This window comes from Haloarcula amylovorans (assembly GCF_004681185.1).
Classification (GTDB): domain Archaea; phylum Halobacteriota; class Halobacteria; order Halobacteriales; family Haloarculaceae; genus Haloarcula; species Haloarcula amylovorans.
The window spans coordinates 65,119-79,813 of the sequence record NZ_SRIF01000006.1 but is presented as its reverse complement, the minus strand read 5'-3'; the positions used below and the strand labels follow the sequence as shown (position 1 = coordinate 79,813).

Genomic DNA, 14,695 nt, shown 5'->3' with positions numbered 1-14,695 from the left:
TTTAAAATTCGCAATTTTCACTCGAAAAGGATAATAAATAGAACTGTCGTAACTGACTCTGTTGGCTGGACGATAGGATGCATGCATCACTTCTTCCCAGGTCGCCAGATAACCAGATAAGAGATGGTTAGTAGCCTCGACTATCAACTCGGGCTGCTGGCAGATACGATTCAACAGGCGGTCATAGACGGTTCATTAGGCCCTGAAGAAGCAGACCAATTGAGAGAGCGATTGCAGGACATTGATTCGCTTGCAGAAACCCACGACGTATGGGACCTGCTTGAAGAGGAATCTGACCTACTCGAATCGTCGATGTAGGGTGATGACTGACGGAAGCATGTTTGACACGGGCGGGGAGCAATTCAGTCTGGATGTACCACCCACGTCGAAGCGGCACTTGCGGCACTCCAAGAAGTGGACAGAACGTCGTTGGATGAGTCGGCGGCCACGACCTACGACCAAGCAGTCGATCACCTCGAAATCCTTCTCGACAACCTTGAGGCAGCAACCACGGACGACCAGCCGACCGAATCCGCCGAGACACCGGATGAGTGGGAAGAGCAAGTTGGCCACGTCTCTTCTCTCATCGCTCGCCTCGCTACGGTAGACGTTTGGTTAGGCTACTCGGTCCAAACACGCTCCCATCATTACTAACACCGTTGAACCTGGACCGACCCAGCAGTCACGGTAACCGTACACCCGTTGAACTGCAGCGAGACTTCGGCGTGGGAATGTGCCCCCCCATCCACATCGTCAAACATTCCATCGAGATGGACTGGATTCAGTACCTCATATAGCGGCTCAAGGTCGCGCACGTCCTCACCAGTCATCGCAGCAACCGCCTTTACAACAGCGATACTCGGCGGCTCGGTCTCGCCAATCTCGTAGCTCATGCTCTGTGTTGGTTCCGTCATAGTGCTGTTCGCGGTGTCGTCTCTCTCCTTGTTGGCAGTCATGGTTCGAATGGCAGGCCCGTCATGAAGTTCTCACTTTGATAGTCAAGGTGATCCAGTCGCGGTCCTAGTAGTTCCCGGACGAGGACGACCAACGGATTACGCGCCCCCTCACCGATCATCGCGATCTCTTCTTTCGAATCATCGGCGTCTGATTTCTTCCAGAGCCCGACAAGGACCGTCTCGCGGTCCGCGAAGATCAGCCGGCTGATCTTCGGGAAGTCATCCGGGTTGTTCATCCAGTCAAGCTGTGGGTCCCATACCGTCGCTTCTGGAAGGGACTCGCGGAAGAACTGACGTGTATCCTCGCTTTTTGCACCAGCAGCGAGGGCAACACCGCGGTCGATGGCGTTTTTCGCGTGCGGGAGACACTCCTTGTGGAGCAACTCACGGGAGGTGTAGATGAGAAAGAGCTCATCGTCGGCTCGATCAGCTAACTCACGGCCATACTCATAGACCTCATCTCGGCCCTCGAGGACGCCAATACTCTCCGTTCCAGCGGGGCTCTCAGTTCGGAACCGCGAGAGGAGTTCATCGATAGCACCAATCTCCTCCCAGTTCGGGTCAAGGGTAGTATAGTCCCCATAGCTGACGATATTGTCGGCAGCATCGTACTCAATCAATCCGGCTTCAGCAAGTCGAGGGAGGCGGCTATGATGCAGTGAGATAACGGTTTCTTCAAACTGGTTCTCGTATTCTGTGGCATGCAGCGCGAGAACATTTTCACCGACAATGCGTTCTGCAAGTTCATCGACCGTAAGCTCGCGAGCAGACTCATTGAGCTGAGAGACGATAGTTCGATTGGTGTCATCCAGTAGTAACTGGATTACTTCGCTATCATTCATACCCATTGTCAACTGGTACGTATAGCAAGTATTAGTGCTTGTGTTATATTTTTATCACTACTGGGTAACTATCTGGGCGCAATACTCTGGGACCCGTGAGTAGGATTATTGGACGCGGTGGTAGATGCTCTGCCGCCGCTGACGTTGCTGTCTGCTAGCTGCAGGAACCGGGAGCGACCCTCTTCTTGCAGGCGTGTAGTGAGTGGTCGTCATACGAACGGAGCGACCAGTCTCAATCACCTGTTCACAACGGGTATGCTGGCTCTCCAAATCCGGCCCGCCTCTAGGAGAATTGTTCGGAGTTGCTTAGGACAGGCTCTCCACATCTCGTTCCACAGTTGGGACCTGTATCAATCGTTTCGATGAGTCTGCTCCGAGACGAGTAACTCCCGTGGTTTGTCCGCCAGCCGCCACTCTCTGCCCCACGAGACACACCTTGAGCAACCCCTCGACACAAACCCCAATCGACGAGCGCACCGCCGCGTCACTGCACGTTACCGAATACACTCACCAGCAAGCTGGCCAACTATGGCCACCCACACCCGATCACTACCGATGGCACTCCCGGACAGTCCCACCAGCAGGCACACAAAAGCGAGGTCGACCTGACAACGACCTCGCAGATACACCTACTGACGCTGGGGTAGCTGTGGAGTGAGTCAGTCCTACCAATAGCTGTATCCCAGCGTCTATCTGTGTGTTGTTCGTCAGCTATTGTCAATGTTATCACTAGCATCTGCTTGCCGACAAGGAACACCGACGACCGGTGAGCGAGGGACGTCGAGCAGTATACCAGCACGATTACTCAAGGCGAGCGACGGAAACCGTAGGCCCTGACGCCTCCGTCTAGGGATTCGGATAATGGACTCGATCGATCTATAGACGGACAGGACCCAGCTAGCTAGTGACGGAATCTCCGTGAAAAAGCTACGCCATGCCCGGGGAACACGCGCTCTTCAATCTCGCCAGTGAGGGTATTGATTTTGTCTTGATTCAGCTCCTCGTCTTGGCGCAAGTTCGCTTCTAGCTCTCCGGCGGCGATAGCGTGGTCGACCTTGACTCCCGCGGGGACCTCGTCCTGACGGGCCCGACTGGCACGAACCTCAACTATCTGCGGGAACTAGTCGTCGGCTAGAAGACCAGTCCCGCGATGTTCTGGAGGATGACAATCCAGATGATGCTCGAAACACCGAGCACGAGCGTCGCGAGTGTCCAGGCCTGGTAGGCCGTCGCCGTCTCCATGTCAGAGAACTCCGTGATGATCCAGAAGTAGGAGTCGTTCGCGTGACTGACGGTCATGCTGCCGGCGCCAATCGCGAGGACGGCGAACACTTGGCCGAGCTCCGTGTTCAGTCCGAGCGACGGAAGCAGCGGCGCGACGAGGCTAGCGGTAGTCAGGATCGCGACCGTCGAGGAACCCAGCGCCGACTTCATCGCCGCGGCGATGATGAACGCGGCCAACAGCCCGATGCCGAGACCACCCAGCGTGTCGGTAATGAAGTTCTGGAGCGGCAGTGCGCCGAGGACTTCGCCGAACGCGCCGCCGGCGCCAGTCACCGCGAGGATAACGGCGGCGTTTTTAATCCCGTCGGAGACCCACTCGTCTGTGACGCTGCTGTCGAAATCGGGCACAATCGCGAAGGCGATGAACGCACCGATAAGCAGCGCGACCGCCGGATCACCGAGGAACAGCAGCCAGCGCTGGAGTGCCCCGGTGATCAGTTCTGGATTCTCCGCTTCGGGGTAGGCTGCAATCGACCCGATAGCGATGAGTGCAATCGGGATAAGTAGCGGCGCGAACGACGCGGCGCGTGATGGCATCGTCCCGTATTCGTCTTTGATCTCGTCGATTGTCATTTCCGGGTTGGGATCGATGTGATAGTTCGACGCGACTTTGTCGGCCCATATCGCAGCGACGAAGACGATTGGCGCGCTGACGATGATTCCGGCGAGCATGACGAGACCGATGTCCGCGCCGATGATCCCGGCAGCCGCAATTGGGCCAGGTGTCGGCGGGACGAATACGTGCGTGACGTAGAGCCCGCCGGCGAGCGCCACACCGAGCGTCGACAGCGAGAGCCCGGAGCGCTCGGCAAGCGACCGGTTCAATCCAGAGAGGATAACGAATCCAGAGTCACAGAACACTGGAATGGAGACGAAACTCCCAGTAATCGCCATCACCTCTGTCGTGTGCTCTTCGCCGACGTAATCGAGAATTGTCTCCGCAATGACAATCGCCGCACCGGACCGCTCGAGACAGGTGCCGATAATCGTCCCGGCGATAATGACGATCCCGATGTAGCCGAGGATGCCGCCAAACCCGTCTGTCACAAGTGTGGCGGCTTCTGCGGGGTCGAGTCCTGCGACGAGTCCGGTCAAATAGGCGGCGATGAGGAGTGCAAGAAATGCGTGCAGATCCAATTTCGCCGTGGCGATAATGATAAACGCTACTGCCCCGACGAGTAACAGTATCAGTGGTAATCCTTGAAGCATGCACTCAGGACACAATCACGAACTGTAATGGACTTTACTATGTATTGATTTGGTCATTATCGAGCCTGACAGCGGCCTTGCAGACACACCTACTGACGCTGGGGTGGCTTGGAATGAGTCAGTCCTACCAATGGCTGTCCCCCAGCACCCACCTGTCTGTTGTTCGGCCTCAATTGTCAAGGTTATCACTAGCATCTACTTGTCGACGAGGACTACCGACGGCGGTGCACACGCGATGCTGTCGAACCACCCACGGCATCGTCGCTTACCAGATCGAAACGACCCAGTACCGGCTATGTAGCGACGAGGAATAGGGAGCACGACGCTCACGTTCGCAAGGGAGGCAGGTAAGCTGAGGGTACAAACCGACGACGGAGCGCCGGGCCCATCTAGTCAGCTGTCGAGATTATTTCATAAAACCCCGGCACTACAGCATGGCAGTCATCCCAGGTCACACCCACGACGGCAGGAGTGGATTCCGGGAATAATGGACTCACGGTACAGACAGGACCCAACCGGAATCCACAGATGACTATCGCCGGCACGCACGGTAATGCTTGTGGCCGGCCAGTCAAGGGGGCTCGGGGTAGTGGCCCACCGAAGAATTCCGAGCAGCGACGTGGAAAGCGGGCCCCGCCGCCCACGTCGACAGGGGATCAGGAGAGCGATCGCAAGGATGCGGTCAGCATGCCACGACACACCAACTCCGACGAGAGTGCGACCGACAGCACAGCCACCGACGACCAACTAGCCGCCCAGCTAGGGACGGATATCAGTGACGACGCCCCAGATACGGAGGCCCTGCAGGAGCTGATCGGGCAGTTAGAGGAGGAAACGTCACCCCCCGTTTCGAGTGTTCTGGAAGGGCTAGTTGCGATGATAAATCAGTTGCAGGACCGCGTCGAGGAACTCGAAGCCCAACAAGAACAAACGCACGACATCGCAACGACGGCCGTTGGGAAGTCGGCTGAAGCCGAGAGCCGCCTCGACGACATTGAGGAACAGCAAGAGGAAACGCACGAGGTCGCCAAGAGTGCTATCGCCAAGGCGCAGCAACTCGAAGCCGACCCCGACCAGCAGGAAGACGCCGAGACGTTGCCCGAGGGGACCGAACCAAGTTCCTCGCCGCTAGATTTCTTCGCGAACTGTCGGCAGGCCAAAGTCAAGACGATGTTCGTCGAGCGGTCGAACCGCCAGAATACGTATCGTGCCATTAGCATCGCCAAACGATGGCCCGAGTTCGCTACGGAACGGACTGACGGGAGCGGCGTGTTCTTCACTAAGGACGATGTGGAGACTGCCCTGACCGCCGAACTGGGCAAGAATCGCACCGCCAGATGGTCAAGCGTGTCTGGGAGAAGCTGATCGAGACTGGCGGCGATGACCTGATTCAGAAGGCCCGGCAAGTGGGACGGGACCAAACACAGACCGAGTTGCTCGCGATGGACGCTGACACCGCCGAAGGACTGGTCGAGCAACGCTACGTCGGGCTGGATTTGCTGGAGAACAGCGACCGGAAAGCAACGACGGGCGGCGTCACACCCGTTGTGGTGGAGTCTTCGGGATAACCTCGTGACGAGCACGGTCTAAGAAGGGAATCGACCCGGAACCAACCTTGAGGAACGCGGTGGCACGTGCCCTGCCGTCGCCGACGCCTCTGTCTGCTAGCTGCAGAACTCGGGAGCGACCCCATTCGTACAGGAGTGTAGTGAGTGTTCGTAACACGAACGGAGCGACCAGTCCCGATTTACTGTTCACAACGGGTGTGACGGACCTCCCAGCAAGAAACCCCTCCGAGAAAGATACCAAAAGTCGCACGATACAGGTGAAAGATGTAACGCTACGGAGTGCAGTCTCTCCAACTGCTGTTAAGAATGGCGTGCTGAATACAGAGGTTATACAAAGCAAGGAGAATACCTGCGCTAAAGCCGCAGGATGAATCCGACAATATACTACATCGAACCACCGTCGATAGCTGTTCTGTGTCTCCAATCCATAGTTTCAAGTCCTGTCACTTCGGCGTAGAGTGTAAGGTCAGGCCGGAACAGAGCGGTTCCAAACGGCCTTCGGAGGCGGTCTCCCCGCCACTAATGAGACAGTATCCGAAACGCCGACGTGGTGAACGCGAATCCTTGAAGGGTTCGTCTCGTGTCCGTCGGTTGAGCAAGCCCACGGTACCTCCGAATCCGGCGAAGCGCCAGCGACTCCCTGCTGGCAAAAACAACAGATGGGAGTCAACGGTGTTGAGGATAGGAGTAACGGCGGTTTGGCACCGCCAGTCAGCCGCTGTTCACGATGGCTGGGTTAAACGAGTTCCTGTTAAGTGACAGAAGCATGGTTGCAAACCTGAAACTCCCACCGCTCGGGATTCCTCCGCGTTCACGCGGAGGAGGATGTCAAAGTCAGGGCGACTCCTGCTTCACTCACCCCGTGACGCTTCAACGGAAACGAGCCGTGCTCTCACTCAAAGATAGGGTGCTATCCTGTAGCGGACATCTTGGCTTGCCAGTTCACCATCACCTGCTGTTCTTGGGGGGTTCTCACGCGGATCCCGACGAACCGAGGGTACATTCCGGCGATGGGTTTCGTACGACGCGGGGTATTTTGGCGTAGCCTCGGTTCCTCGGCAAACGGCATGGAGGCAACCCAGACTGCCATCGCTGCACCAGAATCTTGGCATCGGATGTGATTGTTGCCGGGCGATTTCCCAGACTCGCCTCAGAATGGGAGCTTATCCTTTACAGACTGGAAGGCGAGTCGACCGAGCAACTGGGCAGGGCCACGCTTCGGCAGGTCGCGGGCGACATCCACTTTACTCGGCGGCTCACTCCCACCAATCCCGAGTTCCCACTCCGTCTCCGACGCGAAGCGGTCGACCGCGGATTCGGCCCGCTCGCGCACTTTATCGGCGTCCATCGTCTCAACATCGCCATCTCGCATCAACACGTCGCCGTCAACGATGACCGTCTCCACGTCGGCCGGCGCCGCGTTGTTGGCGACCTGCGCTGGCATATTGGTCAGGGGTGTGAACTTGGGCTTCTCGACGTCGAGCAAGATGACATCAGCCCGCTTGCCGGGTTCGAGGCTGCCGATCTCATCGCCGACGCCGAGCGCCTCCGCCCCCTCGATAGTGAGCATCCGCACCAGTTCCATCGAATGGTACTGACCGGCCGACCGCTTGAGATTGGCCGCGAGCCGTGCCTGCCGCGCCTCGCCGAACATGCTGTAGGAGTCGTGCCAGTAGTGGTCGTCGATGCCCAGTCCGACGTCGACGCCCGCTTCTCGAAGTTCCGGCACCGGCGTCCACTGCACGTCGCCGTCCGTGTTCCAGTAACAGAAGATGGACGGGCAGTGTGCGACCGACGCGTCGGCCTCGGCCGTCCGCCGGATGTCCTCGTCGTCGGCCAGCCGGAAGTGCGCGGCTACCAGTCGGTCGTCGAGGAGGCCGACGTCGTCGAGGAGGTCGAGCGAGTCCGCGGCGCCGTTCGACCGGGCCATCCTGTTGCTCGCTTCGAGTTCGAGCAGATGGGTGTGGACGAGCAGGTCGGGGTATTCAGCGGCGAGGTCGGCTGTTCGATTCCACATCTCGCGGGTACACGACCAGTCGTCGTGGGGGTTGATCGTCGCCCGAATCCGCCCGTCGTAGGTGTCGTGGTACTCGTCGATGAACGTGCGGGCACGGGCGAACTGCTCGTCGACGGGGACGTCCCAGAAGAGGTCGGAGAGCGCCATCCCGAAGAACCCGCGGAGCCCCGCCTCGCCGAACGTCTCCGCGCCCGCGCTCGGCCGGACGTCCATCGAATTGACGGTGGTGACGCCGCCGGCGAGAAAGTTGAGCGCGGCGAGTTCGTACCCCGCCTCCGTGAGGTAGTCGTACTCGCCCTCGGCGATGTGGCCGAAGATCGCGGTCATCCCGCTCATCATTTCCATCAGGTCGAGGTCGCTGAACGCGCCGATCAGCGGCGTCAGTTCGAGGTGGGTGTGGGCGTTGACCAGCCCCGGCATCACGAGCTTGCCCTCGCCGTCGATGACGCGAGTCGCATCGATGTCCGCATCGTCGTCTCGGGAGGCTCGTACCTCGGTGATGCGACCATCCTCGATGAGTACCGTACCCCGTTCGTAGAGGCGATTCCTGTCGTCGACCGTGAGGACGTATGCGTCGTGAATCGCGATGTCGGCGTCCATTTTTGTTCAGATATTAAATGATTCTTATTAATATTTGCGTTGCTTTTCATAGTCATCAATTTATAGTAGATCTCGTTAATCTCGGTTCGGAGCTACGTACATAGGGGAAACAGCGCAGATTTGCCACCGAGCAGTTAGTACTGCGGCGCAAACGCCATCGCATCAGTCTCGAACGGAGACTGGGAGGTTTATATCCACACAGACCGCGGACAGATGCCCAGACGAGACGTGCGAATCGTCGAGTGAGGAGACTAGGCGACGGACGTATCTGAAAATCGGAGACGCTGTGGCCTGCAGGCCGCCCTCTACCGCGTCGTATAGAGCGAAGGACCCTCGTTACGACTCTTCGAGCGTATCTCGTTCGAGCAAGACAACTGGCTGGTTGTCTTCGACGGGCTTCTCGTCGGGCCGATAGGCTACCGCGAGCTCCTTGTCTTCGAACTCCTCTCGAAACTGCTCCCAGGAGACCTCTTTGAGGTCTTCGTCTTGGTCGTGAAACCCGACTCGAAGCAGGCCGCTGTCACCTTCGCCTTCCGATTTAGAGGCATGTCCTGGATACCCACCTCGGTCCTCAATGAGTGTTCTAGCGAGCGTCGGTTCGGTCGCGTACTCGACCTCGGTATCATCGATATCGGGGGTCATCGCACTAGTATTGTGGAGCGACGAAAACTTATATCGGACGGCCGAGCAGGATGGATTCGGCTCTCCCCACCTAGCTTGGTGGTCACGGCAGGTCGTCTGACCATCCCTGTTTTTGAACTTGAAAGCCAGACGCGAGTGGTGCCGTCACATCTCGTTGGGCGGGCGTTGAAACCTGATAGTTTGGTTCATACGTTGTCGGTACCGTCCACGGAATCAAGCCCCGTGGCATTCGTCTTGAATCCCCCTGGAAACTAGACTGACGAATCTGCCAATCGATTGCACCCAAGTGTGAGCATTTGACACCCCCCGCCGGCTAAAGCCGGAAGAATCCCAAGCGGTGGGATATTACGGTTTGCAGTCTCCCTGCTCTCTCGTGTTGAACGACCCACTCTCGCGGTCGAACAGGAACACTCCCAGCTGTGCCAACCAGCCGTTACTCATATCGCCCGTCGGGGGACTCTGAGTTATCTTTCTCCGAATGTTTACCGCACCGTTCACGTCTGCGTTCGTCGTCTCACATGACGAGCAGACGTATAGACCGCACTCTACAGGGTTGCTGTTCCGAATCAGCCCGCAATACGAACACGTCTTGCTCGTGTTGTCCTCGTCTACACGGTCAATGAGGATCCCGTGTTCCTCGGATTGCACGGCGACCGTGGATCGCTGTGTCCACAGCCCGACATGAGCGAACCTTGTATTCACCTGGATTTAGTAGACTTCCTCTCCCAGCCCCACCGTTCATTCGTCGCACGAACTAACCGTGTGATGGAGGACCACGATGACAACTGACTCAACCGAGAAGCTTCTTACCGAAGGGGTACAGGAGCTCTACTATGTCGAATAGCAATTAGTCGATGCGGTCGGCACGCTCGCAGACCAGACCGAACACTACGAAATCGCCACCTACGGGAACGTCACCTCACTGGCCGGCAAAGCGGGCTACGATGAAGCCGCTGATCTCTTAGAGGAAACGCTCCGCGAAGTGGTCGTAACACGAACGGAGCGACCAGTCCCGATTTACTGTTCACAACGGGTGTGACGGACCTCCCAGCAAGAAACCCCTCCAAGAGAGATACCAGAAGTCGCACGATACAGAGGGTGAATCGGTCAACGGACTCCCAACAAAAAGTGGACTCCAGATTTGGTCAGAACACCGGATTTCTTGTCCGGGTGGGACCTCGGTACAGCCATGGCCGGGGACGCCGCGACGACCGAGGCCGCAGCGGGCACTGCGAGCGAGTACAGGGGCACAGCGTCGCGGGAGCGTCTGGTCGACATCGCCCGCTTCTTCCTGAAACTCGGCCTCGTCGGCTTCGGCGGCCCCCTCGTCCACATCGCGATGATGGAGGACGAACTTGTCGGCGAGTGGACCGACGAGGCCACATTCATGGAGGGCCTTGCCATATGCAACATGCTGCCCGGGCCGGCCTCGACCCAGCTGGGCATCTTCATGGGTTGGGTTCGAGGCGGGAATCTGGGGGCGCTCGTCGCCGGCGCGATGTTCATGGCGCCGACATTCATCATCGTCCTCACGCTGTCGTACGTCTACTTCGGGTTCGGACAGCTCCCCTCGGTGCAGGCATTCTTCTACGGCGTGAACCCGGTCGTCATCGGGCTCATCGCTGGCGCGGCCTACTCGATGGGGCAGAGCTCACTGAAGGAGGGACGAGCCGATCTCTCGTTCGATATCGCTAGTGAGTCTTGGGAGGTCGACCTTCGCCTGCTGGCGCTGCTGGCCGGCGCGCTCGCAGCGACGGTGCTGATTAACCCAAACCCAGTCGTGGAGTTCGCAATCGCTGGTGTCGTCGCGGTCGCGCTGTTCCGGCCCGACTGGGTCCTGACGAATTGGCGGTGTGTCTCGGTCGGCGCGCTGGTCGGGGGCCTCATCGCCGCTCTCTACGCCCTCCGGGGCCGTGTCGTCGACACACTCGGCGATACGCTCCCCATCCCAGCCGCCGTCGCCACCGCTGGCGCCGTGCTCTGGGGGAACCTCTGGGTGAAGCTGTTCCTCTTCATGCTGTACACCGGCTCGTTCATCTTCGGCGGCGGGCTCGTGCTCATCCCCTTCATCGAGACCTACGTCGTCGGCACGTTCGGCTGGCTCACCGGGACGCAGTTCGTCGACGGCATCGCCATCGGGCAACTCACTCCGGGCCCGGTCGTGATGACTACGGCCTTCGTCGGCTACAAACTCATGCTCGACACCTACGGTTCGATCGGCTGGGCCGCCCTGGGCGCGTTCGTCGCCATGCTCGGGGCTTTCGCGCCGTCGTTCCTCTTTATCACCGGCGCGTTCCCTTACGTCGCCAGAGTACGGGACAACACGGTCGTCCAGGCCGCGCTGGCCGGAATCAACGCCGCTGTCGTCGGCGCCATCATCGGTGCGACCGTCACACTCGCCGTTGACGCTTTCGCGGTCATCGAGGGGTCACCCATGTTCCTCGCTGTCAGCGGCTTCGACCCCGCGAGAGTGCTGCTCGCCGTCGTCACCTTTGGTCTCTTCACACGCGATGTCGACGCGATGTATCTGATTCTGGGCGGCGGCGTGCTGGGTGCAGGTGTGTTCTTTCTGCTGTGAGCGGCGCTGTCGGTACACAGGTTCGTTCTAACAGCTGTTTCAGGTGTAATGGGTCGAAGTAATAGGATCGTGATTCGTGCCTATGGCACCTATTCCGGCCTCAGTGAGCCTAGAAGATCGTCCGTCGTCTCGAGTAGCTCGTTCTCAGTCGTCCAAGGGTGGCATCGACCGTGACGTTCGAAGAAGCGGACGTCGTTCAGATGCACCCCGCTGAACGACGGAACCGCGAAATAAGGCGCCGTTCCATTCGTAGACCGAGTTCGCGGTGCAGCCACCAAATCGTAGCTGAGACTCAATTCAGTAGAACTGGCCGCTGACTACGGTTCTCCGTTGGAGACGATCTACTGTGAGGAGGCTGCGCCAGTAATGTTTCGAGTATCTGCCTCGATCTCCTGATGCCCGAGATGCGTGATTGTGTAGAACGTCTGTCGGCCATCGGCATCCGCAGGCGCACCCGTCCGGGCGACCAGTCCCACATCGACGAGTTCGCCGAGGTGGTGACTGAGGTCATAGCTGTCATCGTCGATCGCCGCCGCGAGTTCCTTGCGCGCTACCTCCTCTCGTTCCCAGAGCAGGAACAAGATAGCGTACCGCCGCTGGTCACCGAGCGCTGCCTTCCGGGCAGCATGATCCGCGAGCGTGCCCATACTGTCGTCGAACAGCCGCTGGTCGACATACTGTTCGAGCTCCCCCTCATCGGGATCTGGCGTCGTGTGAGCAGTTTCAGCGGCCATTGGTACATGGATATACGGGTGGCCATTATATGAGGTTGACGGTTACACCGAATTATTTCTTTGTTTATCACCGCCATTTTCTGGCCGGAGACCCTGTCCTCGATGGACACCTCTTTGATGCCCCACATCCGTAGAAAACACAATGTTTGACGGCGAAACGAATTTCCAATACAACGGCCGCCCAATCTCTGATATTCTTGCAGAACAAGCCCCTGCACCGCCGCAATTCAGCACCCACAACGACTTCACTGTCTACGTCATGGGCCCGTATACTGCGTTCAACGCTGAAGCTGCTTACGACGACGCCGACAAACTCCGCACACCATTCCAAAATGACCCGCTCTTCGATCCAGACAGGCACATCACCAACGATGGCAAGGGGGACATGGAACAAGCCCTTCGAGACGTCTGTACGGAACTCCGCGAGACCCTCAACTGCCGTGCGTTCATCGCGACCGATATCGACATTCCAACACACGAACAGGCCGAAGAACAGAACAACAGCCGCAGTGATGACGAACCGGCAGTAGAAGGAATGGACCCGCTTGCCCAGTCAGTCGCATTCGCTGCCCACAGCGACGCCGTCATTTTCCTGTTCACCCAAGGCGGTCTCACGACAGGCGTCGGTGCTGAAACCGGCGGTATTCTCGGTGAGTTCCACCTCCGGCGCGGGAATCCTGCGCTCACGCACAAACCTGGACAGCGAATCGGGCTCTATCAAGACGAGAACTTCAGGAGCGCAACGATCGATGAACTACCGAAAGGCTACAATATCCAGTACGATTCATTCACTGCCCAAAGCGATCTCTACGGGAAGCTCCGCAACTGGTTCGACAGTCTCGACCGAGAAACCCGCGACACAGACCTCCCCGTATTCATTCCTGGTGATACCTATTCGTCCGACACAGACGCTTGACCTTCTCCTGCAAAGGCGCAGAAAGGAATACGCTAAAGGAAGGTTGAGAAACAGACATGCTCTCAGACGGCGAAGCGCTACATGAACCAACCTTCAAGAAGCGGGACGTCCGGGGTCATCGAAACAGTCGAACCGCCGTATCGATATAGTTCGTGTCTCACCGGCCACCCTGTCACCGACCCGGTATCGATACTCTCGAAACTGACTCCAACGAGAGCTGCCTTCGTTGGTTAGCAACTCTTTTCCGAAGTCCAAAAACCCACACTAGAGGGATATGAACTAACCAACAATCCCAATGATTTGGAGCACAGTGTTGGTTAGCAGATGAGCAACCGTTCCCACGTCGAAGCGGCACTTGCGGAACTCCAAAAAGTGGACAGAGCGTCGTTGGATGAGCCGGCGGCCACGACCTACGACCGGGCCATCGATCACCTCGAAACCCTTCTCGACGACCTTGAGGCAGCAACCACGGACGACCAGCCGACCGAATCCGCCGAAACACCGGACGAGTGGGACGACGATGAGTGGGAAGAGCAGCTCGAAGACGCGCGTGAGAAAGCGGAACTGCCGCCACCCAACGGAACACTCACAACGAAGACGATCGACGGCCGTGACTACTACTATCTCCAGTGGCGAGATGGTGAAACCATCAAGAGCCAATACGTCGGCCCTGTCGACCCAGCTTGAACGAAATGCGAGTCACGAATAGTTAGCGTCCCACCCCACTAGGTCCGCTGTTAGCGGTCCAGACTACGCCGCACTTTGCCGTCGTCGACGAACACGAATACAGCCCAACCTACTGGATGAACCGGGGCCGCACACACCCCCCGTTTCGAGTGTTAATCCACGAGCAGCGGTCTCCCCAACGGAAGAGCCGATGACCCGGATTTACTTATAAAGAGTGCACAGACCACACCCCATTTCGAGTGTTTCTCTAGCTGTAGCAGCTGTTACTACTACTACTAACTCTAGCTAGAGGAAAAGAATATATATAAGGGATAGAACAGCAAGACGCAGCGGCCCCATCCATGGAATAAGCGGAACTCGATTCGTCCTGTAGCACCACGTATTCGCCGGAATAGCGCCACTCTCCGACCGCACAATTCCACCGGACCGATGCGTTCCCAAGAACACTCGAAACGGGGGGTGTGTGTGGTCACTCATCGGTGAGCACCCCTCTCACAGCACTCGTAGCAGCGACACCTTCTGTGACCACTGCAGTACACCGTTCGATTCACCGCCAAATGCTAGCCGTTGTACTCCACGCGAATCGACTAAGGTGCTTGTCGGCACCGGCTCCAGTCGTTTCAAGTACGTCGACGGTCGGACCCTCGGCGCCACTGTGGCAC

Annotated in this window: 11 protein-coding genes and 3 pseudogenes; 7 read left to right on the top strand and 7 right to left on the bottom strand. The window is 58.1% G+C overall.

Annotation, left to right across the window (positions count from 1 at the left end; all coding sequences use genetic code 11):
* Positions 1-123: 123 nt before the first annotated feature.
* Positions 124-318, top strand: a complete 195-nt coding sequence (locus E4S61_RS18660; RefSeq protein WP_135305454.1) for a hypothetical protein — start codon at positions 124-126, stop codon at positions 316-318.
* Positions 319-414: 96 nt separating this feature from the next.
* Positions 415-654, top strand: a complete 240-nt coding sequence (locus E4S61_RS18655; protein ID WP_135305453.1) for a hypothetical protein — start codon at positions 415-417, stop codon at positions 652-654.
* On the opposite strand, the gene E4S61_RS18650 is transcribed toward E4S61_RS18655, so the two are convergent.
* The 3 genes from E4S61_RS18650 to E4S61_RS18640 form a co-directional block, all read right to left on the bottom strand.
* Positions 651-956 carry a HalOD1 output domain-containing protein gene (locus E4S61_RS18650; protein ID WP_135305452.1) on the bottom strand — a complete coding sequence of 102 codons (306 nt, stop codon included), beginning with the start codon at positions 954-956 and terminating at the stop codon, positions 651-653. The two genes, E4S61_RS18655 and E4S61_RS18650, sit on opposite strands and share 4 nt — an antisense overlap.
* Positions 953-1,798 carry a DUF7344 domain-containing protein gene (locus tag E4S61_RS18645; protein WP_209309557.1) on the bottom strand — a complete coding sequence of 282 codons (846 nt, stop codon included), beginning with the start codon at positions 1,796-1,798 and terminating at the stop codon, positions 953-955. Before E4S61_RS18645 ends, E4S61_RS18650 begins: the two co-directional genes overlap by 4 nt.
* A gap of 1,131 nt (positions 1,799-2,929) precedes the next feature.
* Positions 2,930-4,291 (bottom strand): GntP family permease, encoded by a 1,362-nt coding sequence (locus tag E4S61_RS18640; RefSeq protein ID WP_135305450.1) that lies wholly within the window; start codon positions 4,289-4,291, stop codon positions 2,930-2,932.
* Positions 4,292-4,978: 687 nt separating this feature from the next.
* Here E4S61_RS18640 and E4S61_RS18635 point away from each other — a divergent pair.
* Positions 4,979-5,859: pseudogene (locus E4S61_RS18635) on the top strand (hypothetical protein).
* A gap of 1,150 nt (positions 5,860-7,009) precedes the next feature.
* Here E4S61_RS18635 and E4S61_RS18630 read toward each other — a convergent pair.
* From E4S61_RS18630 to E4S61_RS26790, 3 genes and pseudogenes are all read right to left on the bottom strand, one after another.
* A complete protein-coding gene (locus tag E4S61_RS18630) occupies positions 7,010-8,476 on the bottom strand; it encodes an amidohydrolase family protein (RefSeq protein ID WP_135305449.1) in 1,467 nt (488 codons plus the stop codon).
* Positions 8,477-8,812: 336 nt separating this feature from the next.
* Positions 8,813-9,118 (bottom strand): hypothetical protein, encoded by a 306-nt coding sequence (locus E4S61_RS18625; RefSeq protein ID WP_135305448.1) that lies wholly within the window; start codon positions 9,116-9,118, stop codon positions 8,813-8,815.
* Positions 9,119-9,463: 345 nt separating this feature from the next.
* Positions 9,464-9,763: pseudogene (locus tag E4S61_RS26790) on the bottom strand (zinc ribbon domain-containing protein); the annotation flags it as partial.
* Positions 9,764-9,983: 220 nt separating this feature from the next.
* Here E4S61_RS26790 and E4S61_RS26290 point away from each other — a divergent pair.
* Both E4S61_RS26290 and chrA read left to right on the top strand, forming a co-directional pair.
* Positions 9,984-10,157 (top strand): annotated as a pseudogene (locus E4S61_RS26290) (DUF892 family protein); the annotation flags it as partial.
* Positions 10,158-10,307: 150 nt separating this feature from the next.
* The gene (gene chrA / locus E4S61_RS18610; RefSeq protein WP_135305447.1) at positions 10,308-11,696 is read left to right on the top strand and encodes a chromate efflux transporter; all 1,389 of its coding nucleotides are present in this window, start codon (positions 10,308-10,310) and stop codon (positions 11,694-11,696) included.
* Positions 11,697-12,037: 341 nt separating this feature from the next.
* On the opposite strand, the gene E4S61_RS18600 is transcribed toward chrA, so the two are convergent.
* A complete protein-coding gene (locus E4S61_RS18600; RefSeq protein WP_135305445.1) occupies positions 12,038-12,430 on the bottom strand; it encodes a winged helix-turn-helix domain-containing protein in 393 nt (130 codons plus the stop codon).
* A 142-nt stretch (positions 12,431-12,572) separates the two neighbouring features.
* On the opposite strand from E4S61_RS18600, the gene E4S61_RS18595 reads away from it, so the two are divergent.
* A complete protein-coding gene (locus E4S61_RS18595; RefSeq protein ID WP_449405166.1) occupies positions 12,573-13,346 on the top strand; it encodes a DUF7509 family protein in 774 nt (257 codons plus the stop codon).
* Between the two features lie 324 nt (positions 13,347-13,670).
* The gene (locus E4S61_RS18590; protein WP_135305443.1) at positions 13,671-14,033 is read left to right on the top strand and encodes a hypothetical protein; all 363 of its coding nucleotides are present in this window, start codon (positions 13,671-13,673) and stop codon (positions 14,031-14,033) included.
* Positions 14,034-14,695: the final 662 nt, after the last annotated feature.

Bases quoted from the DNA above. Each gene is read 5' to 3' on its own strand.
- E4S61_RS18660 (WP_135305454.1), top strand. From the start codon at position 124: ATGGTTAGTAGCCTCGACTATCAACTCGGGCTGCTGGCAGATACGATT.
- E4S61_RS18645 (WP_209309557.1), bottom strand. From the start codon at position 1,798: ATGAATGATAGCGAAGTAATCCAGTTACTACTGGATGACACCAATCGA.
- E4S61_RS18595 (WP_449405166.1), top strand. From the start codon at position 12,573: ATGTTTGACGGCGAAACGAATTTCCAATACAACGGCCGCCCAATCTCT.
- E4S61_RS18640 (WP_135305450.1), bottom strand. From the start codon at position 4,291: ATGCTTCAAGGATTACCACTGATACTGTTACTCGTCGGGGCAGTAGCG.
- E4S61_RS18600 (WP_135305445.1), bottom strand. From the start codon at position 12,430: ATGGCCGCTGAAACTGCTCACACGACGCCAGATCCCGATGAGGGGGAG.
- E4S61_RS18590 (WP_135305443.1), top strand. From the start codon at position 13,671: ATGAGCAACCGTTCCCACGTCGAAGCGGCACTTGCGGAACTCCAAAAA.
- E4S61_RS18650 (WP_135305452.1), bottom strand. From the start codon at position 956: ATGACTGCCAACAAGGAGAGAGACGACACCGCGAACAGCACTATGACG.
- E4S61_RS18630 (WP_135305449.1), bottom strand. From the start codon at position 8,476: ATGGACGCCGACATCGCGATTCACGACGCATACGTCCTCACGGTCGAC.
- chrA (WP_135305447.1), top strand. From the start codon at position 10,308: ATGGCCGGGGACGCCGCGACGACCGAGGCCGCAGCGGGCACTGCGAGC.
- E4S61_RS18625 (WP_135305448.1), bottom strand. From the start codon at position 9,118: ATGACCCCCGATATCGATGATACCGAGGTCGAGTACGCGACCGAACCG.